The organism is Microvirga makkahensis (assembly GCF_009830105.1).
Lineage (GTDB): Bacteria > Pseudomonadota > Alphaproteobacteria > Rhizobiales > Beijerinckiaceae > Microvirga > Microvirga makkahensis.
In genome coordinates, this window is sequence record NZ_WURB01000028.1 from 1 (window position 1) to 24,002 (window position 24,002).

The 24,002-nt window shown below is 60.5% G+C and carries 23 protein-coding genes; 11 read left to right on the forward strand and 12 right to left on the reverse strand.

Annotated features, from left to right (window positions below; translation table 11 throughout):
* Together GR328_RS22520 and GR328_RS26750 are read right to left on the reverse strand one after the other, a co-directional pair.
* Positions 1-198, reverse strand: a 198-nt coding sequence (locus GR328_RS22520; protein WP_160887862.1) for an alcohol dehydrogenase catalytic domain-containing protein, incomplete at its 3' end; no start/stop codon positions are given.
* A gap of 126 nt (positions 199-324) precedes the next feature.
* Positions 325-681: a hypothetical protein gene (locus GR328_RS26750; protein WP_170304154.1), complete on the reverse strand. Its 357-nt coding sequence runs from the start codon at positions 679-681 to the stop codon at positions 325-327.
* Positions 682-798: 117 nt separating this feature from the next.
* Here GR328_RS26750 and GR328_RS27700 point away from each other — a divergent pair, with 117 nt between their 5' ends.
* The 4 genes from GR328_RS27700 to GR328_RS22540 all read left to right on the forward strand — a co-directional run bounded on the left by GR328_RS27700 (position 799) and on the right by GR328_RS22540 (position 5,065).
* Complete coding sequence (locus tag GR328_RS27700) at positions 799-1,038, forward strand: LysR substrate-binding domain-containing protein (protein ID WP_246216044.1); 240 nt, start codon at positions 799-801, stop codon at positions 1,036-1,038.
* A 145-nt stretch (positions 1,039-1,183) separates the two neighbouring features.
* Complete coding sequence (locus tag GR328_RS27705) at positions 1,184-1,402, forward strand: type 2 periplasmic-binding domain-containing protein (protein ID WP_246216041.1); 219 nt, start codon at positions 1,184-1,186, stop codon at positions 1,400-1,402.
* A 517-nt stretch (positions 1,403-1,919) separates the two neighbouring features.
* Positions 1,920-3,095 (forward strand): adenylate/guanylate cyclase domain-containing protein, encoded by a 1,176-nt coding sequence (locus tag GR328_RS22535; RefSeq protein WP_160887866.1) that lies wholly within the window; start codon positions 1,920-1,922, stop codon positions 3,093-3,095.
* Between the two features lie 542 nt (positions 3,096-3,637).
* Positions 3,638-5,065, forward strand: coding sequence for a tetratricopeptide repeat protein (locus GR328_RS22540; RefSeq protein WP_160887868.1), 1,428 nt, complete (start codon positions 3,638-3,640; stop codon positions 5,063-5,065).
* Positions 5,066-5,266: 201 nt separating this feature from the next.
* Here the strand turns inward: GR328_RS22540 and GR328_RS22545 are convergent, their stop codons facing one another.
* Positions 5,267-6,079: a nickel-binding protein gene (locus tag GR328_RS22545; protein WP_160887870.1), complete on the reverse strand. Its 813-nt coding sequence runs from the start codon at positions 6,077-6,079 to the stop codon at positions 5,267-5,269.
* A 264-nt stretch (positions 6,080-6,343) separates the two neighbouring features.
* On the opposite strand from GR328_RS22545, the gene GR328_RS22550 reads away from it, so the two are divergent.
* Entirely contained in the window at positions 6,344-7,567 is a 1,224-nt protein-coding gene (locus tag GR328_RS22550; RefSeq protein WP_160887872.1) for a serine hydrolase domain-containing protein, read from the forward strand.
* A gap of 588 nt (positions 7,568-8,155) precedes the next feature.
* On the opposite strand, the gene GR328_RS22555 is transcribed toward GR328_RS22550, so the two are convergent.
* Entirely contained in the window at positions 8,156-10,135 is a 1,980-nt protein-coding gene (locus GR328_RS22555; RefSeq protein WP_160887874.1) for a methyl-accepting chemotaxis protein, read from the reverse strand.
* 844 nt (positions 10,136-10,979) lie between these two features.
* Here GR328_RS22555 and GR328_RS27710 point away from each other — a divergent pair.
* From GR328_RS27710 to GR328_RS22570, 3 genes are all read left to right on the forward strand, one after another.
* A complete protein-coding gene (locus tag GR328_RS27710) occupies positions 10,980-11,318 on the forward strand; it encodes a GNAT family N-acetyltransferase (RefSeq protein WP_246216042.1) in 339 nt (112 codons plus the stop codon).
* A gap of 276 nt (positions 11,319-11,594) precedes the next feature.
* Positions 11,595-11,894 (forward strand): transposase, encoded by a 300-nt coding sequence (locus tag GR328_RS22565; protein ID WP_160887876.1) that lies wholly within the window; start codon positions 11,595-11,597, stop codon positions 11,892-11,894.
* Positions 11,895-11,906: 12 nt separating this feature from the next.
* Positions 11,907-12,425, forward strand: a complete 519-nt coding sequence (locus GR328_RS22570; protein WP_160887878.1) for a transposase — start codon at positions 11,907-11,909, stop codon at positions 12,423-12,425.
* 65 nt (positions 12,426-12,490) lie between these two features.
* Here the strand turns inward: GR328_RS22570 and GR328_RS22575 are convergent, their stop codons facing one another.
* A complete protein-coding gene (locus GR328_RS22575) occupies positions 12,491-12,742 on the reverse strand; it encodes a hypothetical protein (RefSeq protein WP_160887880.1) in 252 nt (83 codons plus the stop codon).
* Positions 12,743-13,047: 305 nt separating this feature from the next.
* On the opposite strand from GR328_RS22575, the gene GR328_RS22580 reads away from it, so the two are divergent.
* Together GR328_RS22580 and GR328_RS22585 are read left to right on the forward strand one after the other, a co-directional pair.
* Positions 13,048-13,371, forward strand: a complete 324-nt coding sequence (locus tag GR328_RS22580) for a hypothetical protein (protein ID WP_160887882.1) — start codon at positions 13,048-13,050, stop codon at positions 13,369-13,371.
* Between the two features lie 142 nt (positions 13,372-13,513).
* The gene (locus GR328_RS22585; RefSeq protein WP_160887884.1) at positions 13,514-13,810 is read left to right on the forward strand and encodes a hypothetical protein; all 297 of its coding nucleotides are present in this window, start codon (positions 13,514-13,516) and stop codon (positions 13,808-13,810) included.
* A gap of 444 nt (positions 13,811-14,254) precedes the next feature.
* On the opposite strand, the gene GR328_RS22590 is transcribed toward GR328_RS22585, so the two are convergent.
* Together GR328_RS22590 and GR328_RS22595 are read right to left on the reverse strand one after the other, a co-directional pair.
* A complete protein-coding gene (locus GR328_RS22590) occupies positions 14,255-15,535 on the reverse strand; it encodes a D-amino acid dehydrogenase (protein ID WP_160887886.1) in 1,281 nt (426 codons plus the stop codon).
* Positions 15,536-15,804: 269 nt separating this feature from the next.
* Positions 15,805-17,130 carry an NAD(P)/FAD-dependent oxidoreductase gene (locus tag GR328_RS22595; RefSeq protein ID WP_160887888.1) on the reverse strand — a complete coding sequence of 442 codons (1,326 nt, stop codon included), beginning with the start codon at positions 17,128-17,130 and terminating at the stop codon, positions 15,805-15,807.
* A 302-nt stretch (positions 17,131-17,432) separates the two neighbouring features.
* Between GR328_RS22595 and GR328_RS22600 the strand changes: the two genes are divergently transcribed.
* Positions 17,433-17,909 (forward strand): Lrp/AsnC family transcriptional regulator, encoded by a 477-nt coding sequence (locus tag GR328_RS22600; RefSeq protein WP_160887952.1) that lies wholly within the window; start codon positions 17,433-17,435, stop codon positions 17,907-17,909.
* 19 nt (positions 17,910-17,928) lie between these two features.
* On the opposite strand, the gene GR328_RS22605 is transcribed toward GR328_RS22600, so the two are convergent.
* From GR328_RS22605 to GR328_RS22625, 5 genes are all read right to left on the reverse strand, one after another.
* Positions 17,929-19,590 carry an ABC transporter ATP-binding protein gene (locus tag GR328_RS22605; protein ID WP_160887890.1) on the reverse strand — a complete coding sequence of 554 codons (1,662 nt, stop codon included), beginning with the start codon at positions 19,588-19,590 and terminating at the stop codon, positions 17,929-17,931.
* The gene (locus GR328_RS22610) at positions 19,587-20,453 is read right to left on the reverse strand and encodes an ABC transporter permease (protein WP_160887892.1); all 867 of its coding nucleotides are present in this window, start codon (positions 20,451-20,453) and stop codon (positions 19,587-19,589) included. Before GR328_RS22610 ends, GR328_RS22605 begins: the two co-directional genes overlap by 4 nt.
* Positions 20,450-21,400, reverse strand: a complete 951-nt coding sequence (locus GR328_RS22615; RefSeq protein ID WP_160887894.1) for an ABC transporter permease — start codon at positions 21,398-21,400, stop codon at positions 20,450-20,452. Before GR328_RS22615 ends, GR328_RS22610 begins: the two co-directional genes overlap by 4 nt.
* 86 nt (positions 21,401-21,486) lie before the next feature.
* On the reverse strand, positions 21,487-23,097 hold the full coding sequence (locus tag GR328_RS22620; protein ID WP_160887896.1) for an ABC transporter substrate-binding protein: 1,611 nt from the start codon (positions 23,095-23,097) through the stop codon (positions 21,487-21,489).
* Positions 23,098-23,173: 76 nt separating this feature from the next.
* Positions 23,174-23,890, reverse strand: a complete 717-nt coding sequence (locus tag GR328_RS22625) for an HAD-IA family hydrolase (RefSeq protein ID WP_160887898.1) — start codon at positions 23,888-23,890, stop codon at positions 23,174-23,176.
* Positions 23,891-24,002 lie beyond the last annotated feature (112 nt).

Genomic DNA, 24,002 nt, shown 5'->3' on the forward strand with positions numbered 1-24,002 from the left:
AACCGTGCCCGCCAGCTCGTGCCCCGGCACGTGCGGCAGCGTAACGTCGGGATCGTGCCCCATCCATCCGTGCCAGTCGCTCCGGCACAGCCCCGTCGCCTCCACCTTGATCACCACGCCCTCGGTGCACGGCGTCGGATCGGGCACGCTCTGCACGCGGGGCGGCTGGCCGAATTGCTCGAAGAGGACGGCTTTCATGGGCTCTCCTTGATGGCGGGCAAACCAGTAGACGGATCGGACAGGCAGAATGCGACTGCCACGGTCCGCACAAGCAAGTCAGCGAGGCCCTACCAAGATCGACTCATGACAGGAGGGCCGGTCAAATCAACCGGCACTCCTGTTCGAGGCATGCTCCACATGAACCACCTCGCTCACGCCGGCGAGCTTATGGGGCACGAGGAAGGCGCCGCCGCCCACGACGATGATCGGCATGTCGCCGGCAGAGGTCTTCATGCGGTCGACACCGTCCTCGATCATCTGGTGGATGCACTCGAGGAGGCGATCGACCAGCGAGCGATCGAGATGCTTCGCCCGGTCGCGGTCCCCGATCTCCGCCGCCTCGAGCTCGCACGCCGCCTTGTCGCAGGCGCCCTGTAGCTTCTCCTCGACGGACGCCGGGAAATGCCCCGGTCCTCCGATTCCTCGCCCATGCTGGCAGAGCGGCTCGAGCGGCTGCCCCAAAGAAAGAGACAGGGCCTTTCCCTGGCAGCGGAAGGCCTGTCGAACAAGGCCATCGGACGCCAGCTCGGCATCGGCGCAAAGGGAGCGCCATGTGGCAAGCTGCGGGCCAGCGCCTCAATGGGATTTGGAGTGAGGTATGTGGTGCCGCTTGTGCCGGACTTCCTCAGCCGGCATCCGGGCGTGAAGTTGGATCTGTCGCTCACCGACGGCGTGATTGATCGGCTTGAGAATAGAACGGACATCGCAATCCGCTCCGGCGTGTTGCGCGACACGCCCCTGAAAGCCAGCAAAATCTGGCGAGCCGTCGCGTTGTTGTGGCCTCGCCCACCCCTATCTGGAGAGCTGCAGTATTCCTGAAAAGCCGGATGATCTTGATCGACACAACTGCCTTCTGTTCAACTTCCGCCCCGGCGGCGAGGGGTGACCATTTCGCAATCCTGGCAGCGAGCCTGTCCATACGAAAGACGTTTCTGAAAACTTCCAAGGCAACAACGGCCCAACCGTGCGCCGCCTTTGTCTGGAGGGACTTGAGCTGGCGCGGGTTGGACAGTTCCATGTTCAGCCTGATATCGACGCGGGCCGTCTCGTTCCGGTGCTTGACCCATTCAATCCCGAGGATATCGAACTCATTCACGCCGTCTTTGTTGGTCATGAGCACCTCGCCGCCCGCACCCGCGCCTTCATCGACTTCCCGGGGGAGCGAATGTCCATCCGCGGTTAAGCCCACAGTGGATCCTGCCAGGCTTTCTGAGGCGATTAACATCGCCCTTGGGACAGCTGAGGTTATAGAGCGACACTGTGCAAAGGTCCGCCCATCGTGCGAATGCGGAATTTCGGGTTAGGTCCGCCCGTGTCAGGGCCCGAATTCGAGGAGAAAACGGTATTCGCAAAAGATCGGTCTCTCACGCCGTGACGCGACGAGAGCATCTTGCATATTGTCCTATGCCGTCCGATGGGCGGAGCGGCAGATCCTCTCGGCGACCAACCCTACATCGAGGTCTCATTCGATCACGCCGTCCGCAAGCGCGACCAGCATCGGCGGAACCGCGAGGCTCAGTGCTCCCGCTATCTCGAGGTTGATGAAGAACTCCAGCTTCGCGGGCTGCTCAACCGGCAAGTCAGGGGTGTTCCAATGGGACGTATCAGGGCGCCCGACGTTATCTATCCGTTCCCTCTGGAGTTCCGAAGATGCGCACCACGCAGTTTTCGGCACTTTTGTGAGAAAGCGGGGTCAAAGCATGCCCCAGGACCCTCAACGCCATTCCAGCGTCCTCGAGCTTGCTCGGTGGCTCACCGGACCAGCCCGCACTGCACTCGCTCCAGCCGAGATCGTCACAGAATATTGCGAACGGCTGCTGACCGCGGGCGTGCCACTCTGGCGAGTGCGGGTTGGGCAGCGCTTGGCCAATCCTCTCATCGGCGTCTGGGGCATCAAATGGGTGCGCGGCGTCGGGGCCGAGGAGTACGCCGTGCCCCATAGGATCCTGGCGACACGCTCATACACAGGCAGTCCCTTCGAGCATGTCAACAAGACACGGGCGAGCTTCCGCCGCTCCCTTCGGCAACTTGATCCGGCACTCGATCATCACGTGCTCTTCGAAGTGGCGACCGAAGGCGGCACAGACTACCTGGCTATACCTGTCATATACGGAGATGGTTCGGTTCAGGGGGCCTCCTTCACAACCGATAGCCTACGCGGTTTCAGCCCGGAGGAGGTGGTCCTCATAGAGGAGCTGGGCCCCTTCCTTGCCGCGGCCATGGAACCTGCCGCGATGCGGCGTTCAAGTGAGAGCCTTCTTCGGACCTATCTTGGTGCGGGGCCTGCCAAACGCGTCGCGGAAGGGGCCATTCGACGAGGCGACTGCTTTGAGATTGAAGCAGCCGTGCTGCAGACTGATCTGCGGGGGTACACGGCTCTGTCGCAGCAATTGTCACCTGATCAATTGCTGGTCTACCTTGACCGCTATCTGGAGGTGGTTGTCGAGGCGGTGCGTGCAGAGGGTGGTGACGTGCTCAAGTTCATCGGCGATGGTACCCTTTCGATCTTTTCTGTTGAGGAGAGCGGACGAGCAGAGGCCACCCGACAGGCTTACCGGGCATTGGACGCTGCCTTAGCCAGAGCCGATCAGGACGGTGATCTGCACTTTGTCGGATGCCTGCATGTCGGCCCTGTCACCTACGGCAATATCGGCAGCCCCGACCGCCTCGACTTTACTGTGGTCGGGACCACCGTCAATCTGGTGAGTCACCTGGAGGCGTTTGCCAAGAGTACAGGCTATATGGCGGTATGCTCTCAAGAGGTCGCCGCACTCCTCCCAACTGGGGCGACGCGAGCTCTCGGCTCGTTTGCCCTCAAGGGCGTCCGAGACGAGCAAATGATTTTCTCGTTACGCGGATCCGGCGGATACCCGTAGCCCCTCACCTATTCGGCCCTCATTAGCGCAATGCGAGGTGCGAAACGGATGATCTCGTCGAGACCAGGTTCAACCACCAAATCCCTCGCCCTTCGGGAATACCCGGTATTCCCGCTTGAGCGGACATTCGGTCTACTGCCGAGTTGTGCCAGAAGCTGCCATACCTGACATCATGCTTGCAGCACTAGCCGGATGGCTAAACTCACCTGCCGCGCCGATCCATGAGCTTGCGTGCCCCTCCATAGAAGGTGGCTCATCCAGAGTGGTTGAGACTAGGTTCGGCTAAGCGTATGGTGGATTTGGGCTGGGTATTCGCTGATGAGGCCGGGCGCCCGATTGGGTCCTCCGGCAGGGAGGAAGCGATGCCAGCGAAGATCAGCTTGTCGGCGATTGCCCTGGGTTTCATGCTCTGCCCAGCACCAGGGCAGGCGCAACATCATCATGGCCATGCACAAGGCACCTCCCCAGGCGCCGCAACCCTCGGAGAAGTTCACTTCCCGGTCAGTTGCACGCCTGAGGCGCAGGCTGCCTTTGATGAGGCGATGAAGCTACAGCACTCGTTCTGGTATGAGGCGGCAGGAGAGGCCTTCCGGCGGGTGCGCGACCGCGATCCAGCCTGCGTCATGTCCTACTGGGGCGAGGCTATGGCCCTCCTGGTGAACCCCTTCACTGTCACCACCTCCGCCAATCTCCGGCAGGGGCGCGCATTGCTCGATGAGGCACGACGGATCGGTGCCCGCAGCGAGCTCGAGACTGGCTTCATTGCCGCCCTCTCCGAGCTTTACAGCAACGAGGACCCGGCCACGCACAGATCCCGCGTGGAGCGCTATGAACAGGCAATGGGCCGATTGTACGAACGCTTCTCCAATGATCTTGAGGTCGCCATCCACTACGCCCTCGCTCTGGCGATGGCGGCGCCCCCGACGGATAAAACATACGCCCGCCAGCTTCGCGCCGCCGAGATCCTGGAGCGTGCTTGGGCGCAGCAGCCACAGCACCCTGGCATTGCCCACTACCTGATCCACACCTATGATACGCCGGCGCTTGCGCCACGCGGTGTCGCGGCAGCCGAACGCTACGCCAAGATTGCGGCCGATGCACCGCACGCGCTGCACATGCCATCCCACATTTTCACCCGGATCGGGCGCTGGGAGGACTCAATCGAGACCAACCGCCGATCCGCGGAGACGGCACGGGCGCGACAGGCCGTGTTCGACGAAATCCATGCGCTTGACTACATGGTCTATGGCTATCTCCAGACCGGGCAGGTTGAGGCGGCCCGGCGGGTGGTCGCCGATTTGGGGCGCTTTTCCTCCTGGAGCGCGCCCGCACCGATCTTTGCTTGGGCCCTAACGGTGATGCCAGCCCGTTTTGCCCTTGAACGCGGTGCATGGGAAGACGCGGCCGCTCTCACTCCAGGCCGGCAAACCGCGCCAGTCGTCGTCGCAAACACGCACTTTGCTCGTGCCGTGGGTGCGGCTCGGGCAGGGCGCCCGGATGAAGCAGCCGCAGACGTCGAGGCGCTAAAGGCTGCGGCGGCGACACTGCGTGGCAGTGATGCCTATTGGGCGGAGCAGACGGAAATTCTGCGCCTCGCGGCCGAAGCATGGATTGCCTTTGCGCGCGGTCAGCATGATCTGGCGCTCACGACGATCCGAGAGGCGGCCGAGCGTGAGGAGCGGACGGACAAGCATCCAGTAACGCCGGGGCCGCTCTTCCCTGCCCGTGAGCAATCAGGGGAGATGCTGCTGATCATGGGCCGCTACGCTGAGGCGCAGCGGGAATACGAGGCCGCCCAGAGGACGGAGCCTCGCCGTTTCCGTTCCGTCTATGGCGCGGCGCGAGCGGCTGAGTTGGGGGGCGACGGCGCTGCGGCGCGGCGGCATTACGCGCACCTACTTGAGATTGCGGCGCGCGCTCAACCGGGCCTGTCGGAGGCTGAGCATGCACGCGCATTTCTGGGCCGCTGAAAAGGGCAGCCGGATATTCAGGAATGATCAGGCCACGGCTTCGAGCCAGTCCGAATATCGCCCGCTCGCGCTACCAATGGGGAACTTCGAATGGTCCCCCCTTTTGCAGTTATCGCTTCCCTTAAGCGGGGAGCGTCTGCATCGGGTGACCCTTTGAACCTGCTGACCCTGAGACGGCGCTTTTCTATAGCGGCATTCGCTCTATCGCCATGCCACTTCGTACACTCGAACGGGCTGAGCGAAGCCTTTAAGCGAATATGGTCCAAGGTCTTGGAGGTAAAAATTGTCTGATACCAGTGCTGATACCGCCTCTGACACAACAATGGTGTTGGGTTCTGCACACTGGCAGAGGCGCGCCGCCATCTGAACGGTCGAGCCGAACAGGTCATTGCTGTCGGCGACCGGTTCGCCGGCATCCAAGCCAATTCGAACCAGCAGCTTCTCCCGGCTGGCGAGATTGAAGGCATCAAACGACTGCTGAATAGCACGGGCGCAGTCGACCGCCGATGTGACCTGATCAAAGGAAGCCATGATCCCATCACCCGTGTGCTTGACCTCACGCCCCTGCTTGTCCTTCAGGGCACGGCGGACGAGGGCATCATGGGCGCGCACCATCTCAACAGCTCGGACATCGCCCAATCTTGCCGTCATTCCAGTCGAGTCCACGATATCCGTGAACATGATCGTGCGAAGAGCCGCATCAAACGAGACCTGGGATGTAGCACCGGCTGGTGCCGGATCGGAGACCCGCCCCAGGAATGCCTCGACAGCCGAGAGATCGACCTCTATCACGTCCTTGGCAACATCGCCATGGGCCTCGTCATGTACCCGCATTGCCGCCTGAATGTCGGGGGCATCGATGAGGCAAAAGCCGGTGCCGCGCGCTTCGTCGAACCAGTAGGTCAGGAACCGCACCCCATAGCGCTCCTGAACCTCCAGGTCCTTGCGGTGGGCCTCCGCAATGTCGGCTGCTGTCAGGCCCCGTAGATCGTGACGGTCCAGGAATATAGGCATCGCTATCTCCACACCCCAGCACCCAGTCTACACCTTAGTCCCGCTCGCGTCAGGCAATCCTTTGGCTGGACCGGGCGACGGCCGATGCAGGACACCGCCACGAGCGGAAGTCCGGTGCGGGTAAGCTCCCGCTCCAAGGTGAACAGGCCGGATCCGGTCCCATCCTGTTGTTTCTGGACACGGCAATGTGTCGGACGCGCTTTGCTGGCTTGGCCACAGATCCGCTGTAATGGCAACCGACCCTGAGGCACCAGGGAGGCAACCATGAAAAGAGCGAGAGTCTTTCTGTCCGCGAGTATCGGCATCATCGCGTCTATGGTCGTCTTCAGTGCAGGTGCCGAGCCGAGCAGACCCGAGAAGGTGCAAGCGGCACTCGAAAGTTGGCTAGCGGAGAGAGCCCCGCTGGAGAAGGTCACCGGCATAGCCGCCTATATCAGCCTCGGTGATCCCGGGCCGGCCATCGAGGCCTTCGCCGGCACCACAGGCCGGTCACCCTCCGACGGGCCCGTTAGCCAGAATACCCTATTCCAGATGGGCAGCACGTCGAAATCCTTTACCGCCGCTGTGCTCCTCAAGCTCGAGGCCGCCGGCACGCTGTCGCTCGACGACACCGTCGGGAGATGGTTGCCGGAGTATCCCGCCTGGCAGGATGTCAGCATCAGGCGCCTGCTCAATATGACCAGTGGGATTCCAAACTATTCCGAGACCAAGGAGATGTCGCGCCTGTGGATCGAGGAGCCCCAACGCGACCTCAGCGCGGAGGAGCTCGTGAGGATGGTGTATCCTACCAACAGCAACAAACTCCCCGCCACAACGGGCTATCACTACTCCAACACCAACTACATCCTGGCGAGCATGATCGCCGAAAAGGCAACCGGAAAGACGTTCCAGGAACTGGTTCATGAGCTCGTGATCGAACCATTAGGGCTTCACTCGACCTTCTACGAGAGTGGCACCTATCCTGAGACCGTAATCCGGCGGCTGGCACATGGTTACTTTGAGAATCCGGCCTGCACCGACTACCAGCCTAAGGATTGTGCCGCGTCTTGGAACCGGCCGCTGTTAGGCCGCGATGTCCGTGCAATAAGCTCATCGTGGGCTCAGGCCGCTGGCGGCGCAATCTCGAACCCACGGGACGTCACCCGCTGGATGCAGGCGGTCTTTGCGGGCCAGGTGGTGCCAGCAAAGCAACAGAGCGAGTGGCTGCGGATGATTTCGACCCGAACCGGCGAACCGATCGCTGGCTTAACGGCCGAGGACCCGCGCGGCTTCTCCCTTGGCTTGGTCCAGGCGATACTCGGGCCGGCGGGAGCGCACTGGTTCTACGAGGGCGAGACGCTTGGCTATCGCACTCTTTATGTTTGGTTTGCAGGGGACAATATCCTGATCACGGTGCAGACCAACTCGCAACCTGCTGAAGGAATGGACCGGCTCCACGATGCGGTGATTGCAATCTACGAGGCCGTTAAGCCGCCCTCATCGCCATGACCTTTCCACTTGAGCGCGACTTGCTCGATCCTATCCTCGGCTCAAGGCTGCCCCGGGCAGGTTCCTCAGTCTGCTGGAAATCACCATAGTGCCTCGCAACCCCACTAAAGAACTGCGGTGGCGACGATACTCCGGCAGGAGGCTATGCATCCGCTCGCGGTTACCGCAATGGGAATAAATGTTTGAACAGGGGCGACGGTAGCCTTTAAGCGCAGACTTTTAAGAATCTGCTCACCGCGCGAATGCAGAAATTCTGCTTAGGCCAGCCTCGGGCCAGGAGCCGACCTTTAACAGCGGTTCACTCATGAGCGATGTCTAAAGCATCGGATCCAAAGGCGGATCCGATGCTCCACTCTCTGAAGAGCGCGTCGTGAAACGTGGAAAACCCGGTCCACTTTTCCGCACGATGCGCTAGGATACCCGCAGTGCTGCTATGCTCGCAATGGATTGTCGGGGAACTGGCAAGCAGTTCGCCTAACGAGAAAAGGGCCGCTGTTTCCGGCGACCCTCTGCGATTATGCTCTGCTAGGTGGAACTATGAGCCTGCGTACGGCCTGCTCATTCCATCTCGCGAGATCATCTCCCACCTCATGCCGCTTTGATCCCTGACAGGAAGTGCTCCACTTCCTGCCCCAAGCTGGTGGAATGCCGAGCCAAGTCCTGAGCCGACGAGAGAACCTGGGCAGCAGCTGTTCCTGTTTCGCCTGCCCCATGGCGGACCTCGCCGATGCTTCCCGTGACGAACTCCGTGCCGCGGGCGGCTTCCTGCACGTTGCGCGCAATCTCGGAGGTGGCTGATCCTTGCTCCTCGATTGCGGCAGCAATCGATGTCGAGATCTGGGACATCTCACCAATCGTGCTGGCAATCGCTTGGATCGCCTGAACGGCATCCTTGGTCACCTGCTGCAATCCGGCGATCTGGGCCGAGATCTCCTCCGTCGCGCGGGAGGTCTGGCTAGCCAATTCCTTCACCTCTGAGGCCACCACCGCGAAGCCCTTGCCGGCCTCGCCCGCGCGTGCGGCCTCGATGGTGGCATTCAATGCCAGCAGGTTGGTCTGGGACGCAATGGTGCTGATAAGCTGAACCACATGCCCGATCTTCTCGGCCGAAGCGGCCAGCATCTGCACCGTCTGGTTGGTACGCTGGGCATCCATCACCGCCCGCTCGGCGATGTAGGAGGATTGCGTCACCTGGGCTGCAATTTCTCTAACGGAGATGGACAGCTCTTCTGTGGCTGCGGCGACCGTCTGCACGTTGGCCGAGGTTTGCTGGGCCGTGGAGGCAACCCCGACCGATTGCTGCGTCGTCCTATCCGCCACGGAGGTCATGGAGCGGGCAGTCTCTTCCAACCCATTTGCTGCAATCGAAAGGCGCTGGACCAGCGCGCCGACTTTCGCTTCGAAGCCATGGGCAAGCTCGGCCATCAGACGACGTTTCTCGATTTCGCTCTGCTCTCGAGTGCGCTCCTGCTCCATGCGCAGGTGTTCCATTTCCTCGCCATTAGTCTTGAACACCTGAACGGCTTCGGCCATGGCTCCAATCTCGTCCTTGCGCCCGAGCCCAGGCACTGCTGCGCTATAGTCGCCCCGGGCCACCTGCTGCATGGCGGTGGTCATGGCCAGGAGAGGCTTGGAGATGGCGCGGCCGGTCCCCACAGCCGCCGCCAGCATGAGCAGCAGGATCACGCCAATGGCAGACCACATTACGTTCGAAGTCCACGCCTGAGCCCCCTCAGCAGCGGCTTGAGCCGCCTCGAGCCGTGCACCGACGATCCCTAGCGCATGATCGACCACAGGCTCAACCGCAGCATAGGCTTCGGAAACGGCCCTGCTCTCGGCGGCAAGCTGCAGCTTGGCATCGATGAAGGCTAGGACGTCGCGCTGGTAGGCCGCCATGGCCTCAGCCACTTCCGTCTTCGCCTTGGGCGGCAACTCCGAGATGGCGAGTGTTTGGGCAAACTCGGTGGCGCGCTTCTCGATGTGCTGGCCGTACTTGGGATCACCCCGCAGCATGAAGTCCTTCTCATGCCGGCGCATCATTAGCATCAGAATGGTCAGCCCCTGATCCTCGTACGAGGCTAGTTTTGTCTCCACCGCATGAACGGAGTTTCGCAGCGATCCCTGCAGGCCTGACTTCTCGTCGAAACCGAGCTTACGCTGCAGCTCGACCGAGTTGTTGAAATGCTGGACGTACTTCGCCAAGCCTTCGTGAATCCTGGTCAGGTCAGCCGAAAGCTCCGACGCATGGACTGCCCCCATTAACTGCATTTCTGCCTTGGCCAGCTCGTCCTTGACAGCGCCGATAACGCTAGCATGGCGGGCCGCATAGGTCTCATCATTGCGCAGGAAGAAGTCCTTTTCGGCACGGCGGGCCTCCAGCAGCCCAATGTCAGTCTTGTTGAAAAGATGCTCCAGATGCGTCGCGGCATTGGCAGCATTTCTTTGTTCTTGGACCAGGTTGCTGCCAATTATGTAGACAGACGCCAGCGCCGCGACGCCAAGTGCCCCTAGGAGGCCGATACCAAGGATCTGGTGGCGCAGCGAGATGCGCGAGAGGAAAAGTGCCATAAATGCCCCGAGCCGGAAAATTGGCGCACCCCCTGCTAGGATGCTGCCTTGCACAATCAACGACAGAGCTTGATGCAAGGTTAACCATAACCGCCTGAGCGAACTTTCTCCTGATCTTTGGGACACGTCTTAAGTCTGCTGGGAGTCAAGGTCGGCCCATCGGCATGGCTGTGTGAAGGTCAGCTCACCACGCAGTTGCAGACTTTCGCGGCATTCGGCAGCAAAGACCACCAAGCAGCAGATAAGTACCTACACTAACGAGATATTTTCCGGTTGCGATTACTGAAATCCCCGTCCGGTGGTTCCCGTTCTGGGAAATTGCCGCCTCATCACTGGGCTTGGCTTTGAGGCTGCTCACGCTAAGATTAAGGTCATGATCATTCGTTCATTCATGAAGCGCGAAATTCCACGCACCTGAGAGGGTGTGCGGGAGCGGTGCTGCATTGACGACAGCCTGATCATTCCGCGGACCTTCCCGGGGCGGGTAGGATCCTGACTTCTGCTCTCCTCGTTGCCGACCTTGGAGAGCTCAATGAGAAACACCCCTCTTTGCCAGAAACATCCACCGCCTGTTCGGCCCATCGGCCCTACCGGGATCGAAGTTGTCGCCCCTGGCCCAGAGCGGCTCCCTAGTTATGAAGCGGCTCTTGAGAAAGGGTGGTCCTCCGACACAACCCGGGACGTGAGCCAGGAGCAACTCACGGCCCTGCGTGCCAGTCCAGAAATCTTCATTGAGGGTCTCACCGATCAGAACGGCACAGTGACCCTCGCTGACGGGCGGGTCGTCCCGCGCTTGCTATTCCATCTCTTCTGAACCTGGGATGGCGAGTTTTGCGGAAGCATCATGTTGCGCTTCCGACCTGGGACAGAGGAGTTGCCGCCCTACACCTTGGGGCATATCGGCTACTCGGTGGTATCTTGGAAGCCGCGTCGAGGCTACGCCACGGCTGCCTTGGGGCTGCTTCTTCCGATTGCACAGGAGGAGGGTCTTGAGAGGGTCTTGATCACCTGCAAGGAAACGAACGTTGCCTCACGCAGGGTCATTGAAGCGAACGGCGGCGTCCTAGATCGGGTAGAGCCTATGGAAGGAATGCCTTGTGAGATGAGGCTGTTTTACTGGGTGCCCACCGCTTGCAATGGCAGTACCGCCGTTCTCAATGGGACCGGGGCACCTCTTGGATAGCTGGGCCAGCCCCTATAGATTCCGATCGACTCCGGCCAAGCTTCCCGGCATAAGCGTGGCCATGCAAAGGCTCATATAACAGCACCCGCCTGCAATGCCACGATCCGGATCAAGGGCCGCCAAGCGTTGCCGCTGTCCTAAATTAGGCCATTCCCGGCCGCCGGAGCCAAAGCATGCACCACGCCCTCGTCCCCATGGAGTTCACAATCCCGACCTGCGTCGGGGGCTGGGAAATACCGTGCTCGCACTTCCGCATCCCGAGGGAGGCGCTGAGCCATGGGGCAGCACTTCCTCCTGTCGCCCCAGGTGCGCGACCTGACCATCACCGAACTCTCAGCCATGCGGGTGGGAACCGCCAAGAAGTGGCTCCGGCAGGCCCGCTGGCCTGAGACGGACGGCGAGCCCTACTGCCCTCACTGCGGGAACCTGCGGTGTTATGAGATGTCCCGGGAGCGCTACAAGTGCTCCGCCAAGGAGTGCAAGGCCGTCTTCACCGTCACGTCCGGCACCGCGTTCGGCGGGCGTAGGCTGCCGGTCAAGACGATGCTTCTGGCGATCTGGTTCGCGGCGAACTGACGGGTGCTCCTGATGAAGCTCAGGAAGGTCATCGCCTCCCGCCGGGAGGACATGGTTCTCGAGGAACGCGTCGACCGTCGCCTGAAGGAGAACCGCAGTCCGAGCCGTCTCTGTGCCCTGCCAATCCGTCAGCGCGGGTTCCTCGGCCGGACCTTCACCCGGATCATCCGCGTGGAGGACAGCGATGCCGCCTGGTCAGCCGTACGGGATCACGTCTCCCGCGAGGCGAAAGTCTACGCGGACGAGCATGGCAGCTACGACGACATCATCGGTCTCAACCGGATGGGACGGGTGAACCACTCGAAGGCATACTCCTCCGAGGACGGCACCAACACCAACTTCATCGAAAGCTTCTTCAGCCGCATTCAGCGGGCCTATGTCGGCATCCATCACCGCTTCTCCACCCGGTATCTCGCCTGGTATGTCGCCGATCTCGCCTGGAAGGAGGATGCCCGACGGATGAGCAACGGGGCGCAGACCCGCTTCATGCTCGCACAGGCGCTCCGGTGGCCGACTTCGCGGTACCTGTGAGGCTAATGGCAGGGCAACAAGCCGCCGGAGCTGATCTGGGAAGGCGACCCGGCAGCGGTTCCTCGCTAGGCCGCGATCTCCCAGAGGTTCTTGCGTCCATCGACGGCACCGACCTGACGAACGCGTTTGCGCTTCACCAGCGAGTTCAGGCCAGCCGAGACATGCGTGACGAAACGGGGACGCGCCGGGTCGTAGATTGCGATCACCTGATCGATGGCGGCGACCTGTTTCCTGATGGTCACGATCCTGAGTACGAGCTCATCGACTTCGCCAAGCAGCTCGGCGCGTTTCCTTTTCAGTTCTTCTTCAGCGCTCACGTTGCCCCGCTCCCGAAATGGAGCCGGAAGCTACCGGATGGGTTCAATCATATCTGGTGGTTTTTGCTACCGAATGCCGGACTTTCGTCTGCCCAGCGCAAAGTGAGTCGGCTCACTGGAGTGGCAGCCTGAAGATCGTCTGCGGTTACCCGTGGCGTTACCCGAAAGAAATACAAGACGCGAGCATGCGGAGACAAGAATGCCATAAAACACTTGCAGGATGTGTCCCTGTCGCAAACCGCCTTGGACATGCTCGCCTCATGTCAGCATGGGCGAGAACTCGTCTTCTCGACCCGCATGGGACCGTGTTTGGCGCCCTCTCAAAAGCCAAGCGGCAGCTTGATGCCAAGGTGCTAGAGCTGCAACAGGCCGAGGATCCCAAGGCCTCTCCCCTGCCCCACTGGACCTTGCATGACACGCGTCACCGCTTCGTCACGCATGCGCATGATCAACTTGGAGTGGAGATTCCGGTGATTGAGCGAGCCACCAACCACATCTCAGGCGCATTCGGCGGTATTGTTGGTATTTACAATCGCGCCCTTTGCGCAAGGAGCGTCACGCCGCCTTTGACGGCTGGGATCGTCTCCGCACCCATGCCGCCGGTCTGGATTCCTGCCGCATCGAGATAGTCAACATTGGCTCCAATCATGTCGCCGAAGCCGTGTCATAGATCAGGGGCAACCAGGCCGTAAGGGGATTTACTGTTCACCTTCGCCACACAATCCAATCCTGTTGTGATGAGGGGAGGCCAGCGACAGCCCGCATTTCGAGATGCTGCTCGATCTTGGACTCGACTCACGGCGCTGGTGGCAATGCGCGACAATGGCTATACCTCCCGATTGCCGCGACATCTGCCCGGCCATTCCGTATCGCACGACGACCAAAGAGAAGCCGGATTTCTTCTCCGGGGCATTCTACCGCGGACGAGCTCGCATCGAGCAGACAACAGGTAAACTCAAGCGTTTGAAGCGCATTGCATTACACTGCGGGAAGATCGACGAGAACAGCGGCTCATTCGTTGCTCTTGCTCTCAAATTCTTCCTGATCAAATCCGTCCACACGACCTAGGCTCACTTTCGCTCATGATCACGCTTGACGGGATAGACGCTGCAAGACTTGTCAGAGGATCGATAGCTGCCAGGGCCTGAACGTGGATTCACTCTGGGTGAGGCAGGTGTGGCGAAGCGCACTGAGTGCGTTTTCCATGCTTGACCCCGCCAGCCGCCCGCTCGACTGTGATCCCTAAGCCGCAGCGAGGCTCTCAGGTGAATTGGTCAGCACTTCCAGCAAGCAGATTCAGACTCATAGGTGCAGCGTCGTACTCACCATTAGTTATGCCGCAGCATCCAGGCAGGGAAAATCAATCTGTAGCTGACTTTCGACATTCCTGGTCAGGCGCGCTGGCTTGCATCAGGTGGATACACTTCAACGAGATAATCTTGAGCTAGTTTCGACCTTTGTTGTCCGAAAACTGACTCTGATCCACTGCCTCGTGAGAACAATGTAACAGACCTATGCTGCCTGGAACCGCCACTCGTCCCAGTAGCGATCGACCGCGAGATCCTTGTGCGAGACCTCGGGCGCCCGGCCGGAGATCAGGTCGGCGAGCACGCGCCCGGAGCCGCAGGCCATCGTCCATCCCAACGTCCCGTGACCGGTATTCGTGAACAGGTTGCTGTACCGTGTCGCGCCCACCACTGGGGTGCCGTCCGGCGTCATCGGCCGCAAGCCCGCCCAGAAGCTCGCCTGCCGGACGTCACCGCCCTGTGGAAACAGGTCGGTGACCGAGTGCTCCAGCGTCGCCCGCCGGGGCGCCCGCAGACGCTGACTGAAGCCGGCCAGCTCTGCCGTGCCGCCGACCCGGATTCGGTCGCCCAGGCGGGTGATTCCGACCTTGTAGGTCTCGTCCATCACCGTCGATACGGGTGCCCCGTCCGGATTCACGACAGGCATGGTCAGGGAATAGCCTTTCACCGGATACACCGGCAGGCGAAGGCCGAGGGGCCTCACCAGCTGAGGCGTATAGCTGCCCATGGCCGCCACGTAGGTGTCCGCCGTAAGCACCTCGCCTCCTTTTACTTGAACGCCGGAGATCCGACCGCCTTCCGTGAGCAGCTTCTGGACAGATGTGCCGTACCGGAACCGGACACCCAGCTGCTCCGCGATCGCCGCAAGCCGCTGGGTAAACAGGTGGGCATCCCCGGTCTCATCGCCAAGAAGTCGCAGGCCGCCGGCGACCTTGCCTTTGACGAGACCCAGCGCTGGCTCGACGCCGACACACCCGGCGGGATCCAGGATCTCGTAGGGCACACCATAGGCATCCAGAACCACCGTATCTTCGCCGATTCCGTCGAGCTGCTTCTGCGTGCGGAAGAGCTGCAGCAGCCCTTTCTCCCGGTGGTCATAGGTGATGCCTGTCTCCTGCCGCAGGTCGCGCAGGCAATCCCGGCTGTACTCGGCGAGAGCGACCATCCGGCTCTTGTTGCGCCGGTACGCCTCCTCGGTGCAATTGGCCAGCATATGGGCGAGCCAGCCCCAGAGGCGCAGCTCCGTGCGCGGCCAGAGCACCAGCGGCCGGTGCTTCATCAACAGCCACTTCATGGCCTTGATCGGGATGCCCGGAGCGGCCCAGGGCGCGGAGTAGCCGGGCGAGACCTGTCCCGCATTGGCGAAGCTCGTCTCCATGCCGGCAGCGGGCTGGCGGTCCACTACCGTCACCTCATGACCCTGTCGGGCAAGGTAATAGGCCGATGTAACGCCGACGACGCCGCTGCCGAGAACGAGAACGCGCATGGTGAGTGAGTCTCAAGAATGAATGTACTGATGGTAGCGGGAGCCGAGGCTTGTGAGCAGCGCGTAGCTGATCGTGCCGGCATCCGGTGCGAGAGCATCAAAATCCTGATTGGGACCGACTATTCCAACCGGAGTTCTTTGCGATATTGTCGCGAACATACTTTCGACCTGCCTACTTGGGGAAACGCCATGACCCAACACTGTGGAACCATTGGCTTAGCAGCACCGCACCAAGTGGAAACGGCGCTCCCCCAAGGCTGCGGAGGACCTCAAAAATCCGCGACCCTGCCCCATGCAGAGGTACTTAGGCGTTCAGGCCTGTAGGGGCGAGGATCCACAATCGGTGGCTTGCCCGTGATCAGATCGGCGACGAGATGACCCGCTCCTGGCCCGATCCCGAAACCATGACCACTGAAGCCAGCAGCAAGAATAAAGCCAGGCAGGTTTTCGATCTCGCCGATGGCAGGCACCCCATCCGGAGTGCTATCAATGTATCCCGCCCATACATCAGATATGGGCATCTGCCGCAAACTCGGAATCAAATCACAAGCTCTCGAATGTGTGAGACGAATCTGCTTCATGTCGGGCTTCGGGTCGAGGATGCGGGTCTTCTCCATGGGCGTCACGCCATCCAGCCTCCATTTGCCCAGATTCTCATGCCCTTGACGCCACCCCTCCAGCCCTCCAGGGGCAAGGCTGCGCCAGCGCCGCGCGAACATCGGCAGGAACTCGCGGCCGAAACGAAATTGCTGCGGAGTCGGATCGACGCGCGCGCGGCCGCTGATCGCAAGGGTGTAGCCGCCATTGCCGCGCCGGGTCATGGAAATTTTGGCCGTATGCAGGGCATCGGGCAAATCGTTTGCGCCCGGTGCGACCGCCAGGATCGAGGCACGCACCGACGCCTGTGGAAAGCGAAGACCGAGTTGGTGACAGAAGGACGATGCCCAGGCGCCGCCTGCCATTACGGCCACCCGTGTGCGGATGGTGCCCTTTTCCGTGACGACCGCGCTCACGCGCCCGGCACTCACTTCGATGCCTCGTGCCGCACAATTCTGATGGACGGTCCCGCCGGCCGACATGACCGCGCGTGCCATGACGGGAACGGCTCGGGACGGGTCGGCCGTACCGTCGCTGGGAGAAAAGACCCCGCCTTTCCACACCTGCCCCGTGGCGCGGCCATGCTCCGTCGCCTCCCGCTGGCTCAGCATATGGGTCGTGACACCGACCGACTTGGCGAAATCGCGCCATTTCGCCCAACCGGCCAGCTCGTTCTCGTCCTGGGACAGGTACAGCAGCCCGCAACGCCGAAAGCCCGTATCCTCGCCCGTCTCCTCAGCCAGCTTCTCCCATAGGTCGAGGCTCTTCGTTGCCATAGGCAATTCGCGCGCGTCACGGTTCTGCTGACGGCACCAGCCCCAGTTGCGGCTGGACTGCTCCGCGCCGACCAGACCCTTCTCGATCAACGCGACCTTCAGACCATCACGGGCCAGATAATAAGCGGTGAAAACACCAACCACGCCAGCACCGATGACGACGACATCCGCCTCAGGCGGAAGGTTAGGCGTTGTTTGGATCTTCATCAGTGGCGCCGGCATGGCATGTCTCCCGTATTTGCGCGGGATCATATGCGAAGGGCTGCAGGCCAAGCCCCCGCAACAACCGGAGCCAACGGAATTTCATGCCGTTCGGGCGATGAATGCCATGCGATTGTTTCGTGGGAAATCCTATAGTACTTGGGCTTGGTCGACGGGCGGTCCGGGAGCAAGCGCCGATCAGCGACTAGCCTTGCTCACGTCGCCGTGCGTCCGCTCAGCCCAACGAGCTGCCGACACCAGTGCGTTTGCAGGCCCAGGCAAAACCGGCATAATCGAAGGGATCCAATAAGGTACCGATGTCAATGAAGCTCGATCGGATCGATTTGAAGATACTCTCGGAACTGCAGAAGAACGGACGCATCACCAACGTCGAACTTGCAGAACTCGTCAATCTCTCGCCTAGCCCCTGCTTGATGCGCGTCAAGAAACTTCAATCCGAAGGTTATATCACCAGCTATTCGGCCCAAATCGATGTTTCAAAACTTGGTCAGACCCTTACCGTTTTCACCGAGATCACGCTCAAGAACCATCGGCAGATCGACTTTGCGCGTTTTCTCGCAACAGTCGATAAAATCGACGAAGTTATGGAATGCCACCTCGTTTCCGGAGGCTACGATTATCTGATGAAGTTCGTCACGTCCGGCATCGCAGAGTATCAAACGATCATGGAAAGGCTGATCGACATGGACATCGGCATCGACAAATACTTCAGCTTCGTGGTGCTGAAGTCCCCTATCGTCAAGAAGCATCTTCCGCTCGACAAGATATTCGCGGCCTGAAAAGGCATCTCTGTCCTACTCATCGCCGCGAATACGCTTGCAAGACGTGAGGATCCTGCTCGAGGCCGTCGAGCCAGCCCGTATCGAGCTTCGGAACGGATGAAAACAGCAGGCGGGAGTACGGGTGACCGGCCTCGCTGCCCATGATGTCGGGGCTCAACTGCTCGATCTTCTCGCCAGCATACATCACCACAACCTCGTCGCAAATCGCTCTGACGGTCGATAGATCGTGGCTGATAAAGAGATAGGACAGGGAATGTTCACGCTGAAGCTCCTTGAGAAGCTCAAGGATCGCTGCCGCGACCACGGTGTCCAGCGCCGAGGTGATCTCATCGCACAGGATGAGCTTGGCGTCGGCCGCCAATGCGCGCGCTAGGTTGATGCGCTGTTTCTGCCCTCCTGAAAGCTCTGTCGGCCGCCGATGACGTAAGGAGCGCGGCAGGTGAACCATGTCGAGGAGCTGATCGATCCTTGCATCACGGCGCTGGCCGCTCATTCCATGATAAAAGGCCAACGGGCGGGCCAGAATATCGGCGATCGATTTGGCTGGATTGAGAGCGGTGTCGGCGGACTGGAAAACGATCTGCAGATCCCGCAATTCATTACGACTGCGCCTGCGCAGATCCCGATCCAACGGCTTGCCTTCGAGAAGGACATCGCCCTGTGCGGCGGGCAGGATGCCGGCAATCACCCGCGCCAGGGTTGACTTTCCGCAACCGGATTCGCCGATGATGCCGAGATTCTTTCCTCGATGCAGCTCGAAGCTGACCTTGTTGATCACCTTCACGCTCGGATTCCCGGTTTCATCCACCCTGCCGTATCCGGCCACAATGTCTTTGACGACAAGAAGCGGCTTTTCCGGCTCGACGGGACGGTCGACAACACGACCATGCGGAGCCGGCTCGAAGGCCTCGAGCAGCTCCCGCGTATAGGGATGCTGCGGGCGATGGAGGATATCCTGGGTTCGGCCGACCTCCTGAATCTCCCCATTCTTCAAGACGATGATGCGATCCGCAATCTGCGCAACAACCGCCAGATCGTGCGAGACATAGACGCCGGCGATCGCGCCCTTTTTCATCACCGACTTAAACGCCCGAAGAACCTCGATCTGCGTGGTCACGTCGAGAGCGGTTGTCGGCTCGTCGAAAATCACGAGCTTCGGATCGCCGATCAGGGCCATAGCCGCCGAAAGGCGTTGGAGTTGCCCTCCGGAAACTTGGTGCGGATAGCGGTCGCCGATCGTATCGGGCTCAGGCAAGGCGAGCGCCTTGAAAAGTTCCACCGCCTTCCTACGGGCCTCGTCAATCGGCATCAGTCGGTGGATCTTCGTCACCTCGACGACCTGATCCATGATCTTGTGCGCTGGATTGAACGAGGCGGCAGCGCTCTGCGGCACATAGGAAACCTCGGTCCCGCGCCTGCGCGCGCGCTTGTGCTCCGGAAGGTTGGAAATCTCCCGCCCGGACAGCGTGACCTTGCCTCCCGCGATCCGGCATCCCGGCCTCGTATACCCCATCAACGTGAGTGCGATCGTCGTCTTGCCCGAACCGCTTTCACCAATGAGAGCAACGATTTCTCCTTCCGCGATATCGAAGGAAACGTCTCGGATGATCTCGACCGTTCGACCCGAATCCGTCTTCGCATCGACCCGCAGATTGCGAACTTCGACGAGGTTGCTCATTGTTCGCTCCGGTCCCGAATCTTCTGGGGCAAATTGTCGATCAACAGATTGACACTAATGGTCAGGGTCGCGATGGCGATCGAGGGAAAGATCACGGCCGGCGCCGCGAAGGACAGCCCGCCGATATTCTCCTTGACCAACGCGCCCCAATCAGCAAAGGGCGGCTGCACGCCCAGGCCAAGAAAGGACATGCTCGACAGCAACAGCACAATGAACACGAACCGCAGCCCGAAATCCGCCAATACCGGTCCGATGATCCCCGGCAGGATTTCCGACCGGATCAGATAGCCGATCCCCTCCCCTCGGGCTCGGGCGACCGTGACGTAGTCCATCGTGTTGATGTTTACGGCCAACGCCCGCGCGAAGCGGTAGCATCCTGGGGTGTAGATGATGGCCAAAGTTACGATTAGGATCGGAATCGACGTGCCGACAGCGGCCACGATGACGAGCGCCAGGATCTTGCTGGGGATTGATGTAAGGGCGTCAAGCATTCGGCTCAGACCCCTATCGAACCACCCGCCGATAACGGCGGCGGTCATGCCCAGCGTGACGCCGCAGAAGCAGGCAACACAAACAGCCGCAAGCGAGATACCGACCGTATAGCGCGCACCCAGCAGGATGCGCGAAAGCATGTCCCGGCCAAGATAGTCAGTTCCGAGAGGGAACTGCGCGCTCACCGGTCCGAAAAAATCGAAGTCGACAATATCCCCTACGGGATGCGGCGCGATGTAAGGGGCGAAGATGGCGACCAGGGTCCAGGCGGCGATGATAAGGAACGATACCGCTCCAACCACGCTGATCCGATACCCGAAGCGGCGCGGTCGAGCCTTCTGCGTGTTGGACAGGGACAGGAACATGGTCATTGAAGCCTCGGATTGGAGACAATGGCAACGAGGTCGGCAATCGTGATGAGAATTAGGTAGCCCAGGCAGAAGATCATCGCGCAACTCTGGATGAGCGGGAGGTCCCGCGTCGAAACTGCGTCGAGCATGAGCTTCGCAATGCCAGGATAATTGAAGATCGTCTCGACGATGATCACGCCACCCAGCAGGTAAGAGAGCGAGAGAGCCACTGCATTGACGATGGGGCCGAGGGCATTGGGCAGAGCATGATGGAGGACCATGCGCCGGCGCGACGCACCCTTCAGAAGAGCCATTTCGACATAGGCGGTATTTAGGGTTTCGAGCACGGCGGCACGGGTCATACGGATCATCTGCGCAGAAATGACGAAGCTCAGCGTGATCACCGGCATGGCGAAGACCTTCAGCAATCCACCCATCGACGTCACCTCATGAGCCATGGACAGTGCCGGCAGCCAGCCGAGATAGACCGCAAAGACGATGACGGCGAGGGTGGCGACCATGAACTCTGGCACGGAGATCACAGCGATCGTGATGATCGAGACGATCCGGTCGTAGATCGTCCCCCGCAGGATGGCGGCCGTGATGCCGAGGGTGAGTGCAATCGGAACCGAAATCGCTGCCGTCACGCCTGCAAGTTTAAGGGAATTGACGAGCCGTCCTCCGATGAGGTCGCTGATCGGCATCTTGTTGACGTAGGAAACGCCGAGATCGCCGGTGAACAGATTACCGATCCAATACATGAAGCGCAGGACTGCCGGCTCATCGAGGTTCATGGCAGTGCGCAATCCGGCCACGGCTTCGGGTGTCGCGGCCTGCCCGAGGAGAATCTCCGCAACGTCCCCCGGCAGCATCTCGGTCGCGAAGAAGATCGTGAACGCAACGAACAGCAGTGTCACGACAGCGACTATAATACGTTCGGCGACGAGATTGAGTATTGGGGAATTCATAGAGCGCCCTTTTAGCGATGTATGATAATGGATCCCCTGGACGCGAAGGTTAGAGCCCTCCGCGCCCATGGCAACCCGGTCGCGCTTTAGGCCTCGAGCCAGGCATACTCAGCGAAGGTGTAGCCCATCATACCGCCGAGCGGGTTCGGGACGAGCCCCTTCAGCTTGGGAGAGACGGCATCGACATTCGACATGAACACAGGAATGACTGTGCCGGCTCCATTGGATACCATGGCCTGCATTTCGCCATAGATCTCCTTGCGCCTAGCCTCGTCCAGAGACCCGCGCGCTTCGAGCAGCATGGCATCGAACTTCTCTGATTTGAAGCCGCTCTCGTTCCACGCTGCATCGGACTTGTAGAGCAGTGAGAAGAGGATGTCGGGGGTCGGGCGCGCGTTGATGTTCCCGAAATGAACGGCATCCTTGATCCAGTGATTGGACCAGTATCCGTCGGATGGAACCCGATTGACCGCGACGTTGAGGCCGATCTTTGATGCCGCCTGCTGCACAACCATTGCGTAATCGAGTGCGGAAGATGCCGCCTCGGCTGCCGTGATCCGGATCTCCTGACCGAGCACGCCAGCCTTTTGGAAGAGGGACTTGGCCCGTTCCGGGTCGTACGCACGCTGCTTCAGTTCGGCATTATGGTACTTGCTCGTGCTCGGAATCGGATGATCGTTGGCGATGTCTCCCAACCCACGAAGCACCGACTTCTGGATCACTTCACGGTTAATGAGATATTTGAAGCCTTCAGCAACCCCTTGCTTGTCTCCGGGCGGCATGTCGAGGCGGATATTGAGGTTAGTATAAGTGCCGAGTTTCGAGATAAACGGACGGGCGGCCGCGTTGCTCTCGAGCACGCGCAGGGAGCGCGGGCTGAGATTGGCGCCGAGCTGGATATCCCCCGAGAGCACTGCGTTCAAGCGCGCAGATTCGTCTGAGATTGCAAAGAATTCGAACGAGTCGAGATAGGGTCCCTGTTCCTTCCAGTAGTTCTCGTTACGCATAGCAACAGAGCGCACTCCTGGCTGGAACTCCTTCAGGATGAACGGTCCGGTGCCGTTGCCCTTCGAGAAGTCAGTCGTGCCGTCTGCGACGATCATGAAATGGTGCAGCGCGAGGATGGTCGGAAGATCGGCGTTCGGTGCTTCGAGCGTGATCTCGGCCGTTTGGGCGTCGACGGCCTTCACATCGACGATCTGCTTGGCAAGTGCGTTGACCTTCGAACCGACAGCCGGGTCCCGATGACGCTTGAGCGAGTACACGACGTCCGCTGACGTCAGGCTCTTCCCGTCATGGAAGGTCACGCCCTTGCGCAACTTAACAGTCCAGACCTTCGCATCCTTGCTTTCGATGCTCTCGGCCAGTTCCATCGTCGTTTCACCGGCACCGTTGATGAAGGTGAGACGATTGTAGAAGTTGCAGCAGCGAATATAGTCCGTTGCGTTCGATGCCTTCGCCGGATCCAGAGTATCGGCGGTCGAGGCGGAGAATCCGGCGGCCTTAACGAACCCGCCCTTCACCGGCTGGCCCGCAACGGCTGCGGCAGCACGCCCGATGATGGCAGATCCGGCCGCTGCAGCGACACCGCCCATCAACATCATCTGGAGAAGTTCCCGCCGACTCGCTCCACGACGAATGGCGTTCTCGACCATCGCATCATCGGAGGAAGTCCAGTTATTGATCTTGTCGCTCATTGCAGTTCCCTTTTTTATTGAGTGGCTGACGGTGTGGTGCTTCGCGCTCGCCCATTCTCGCGTGCGATCGCAGAATTCAGGCGGGTACAGCCCCCTGGACAGCGTCCGACAGGGCGGCCATCGAGGTGAAATGATAGTCCGGCTGGGTGAACTCACTCGGCTCGATCGTTCCGCCATAGCCCTTCTGGGCATGTCGGCGCTCGATCCAGCAATTGGTCAAGCCGAGTCGGCGCGAGACGCCGATATCGTGATACTGACTTTGCGCGACATGCAGGATGTCGTCCTTGCTGCCACCCTCGCTCTCCACGAAGGCGAAGACCTTGTGAAAGAACGCCGGATCAGGCTTTTCGGTGCCGGTATCGTCTGCGGTGAAGCCCGCGTAGAACGGGTTGCCGAGTTCTTGAGCGAAGTGACTGAAGGCCCAGCGGCGGGCATTCGTCATGGCGATGAGTTTGTAGCGCTTGCCAAGAATGGCAAGGGATGCCGCGCTGTCGGCAAAGGCCTTCCAGTGCCGGGCGTCATCACGGAGCTTCTCGCCATGGGTGCGCAGGGCAGGCAATCCAAGCCGCGACGCGATGGCAAGGTAAACTCGCACCAGATCGTCCGGGAACAATCCGGCATCGGCCGAGTAGCGCGCCTGCCGGTAGAGGGCCAGCGCCTCTTCCCCGTCGACCTCGACTCCTGCCGACCTGCCGATCTCGGCGAGGGACGCCTTGAGGCCGCCCTCGAAGTCGATCAGCGTCCCCACCACGTCGAATGTCAGGTACTTGAATTCGCCCAGCTTTTTCACCACTCGCGATGCTCCTCTGAAACGTGTATGCCTTTTGTGAATTCTGTGGTGCGATACCTGCTTTGGCCCGTCCGGTCGCTCCGCTTTCAATGGCCTCAATGCCGACAGGATCAGT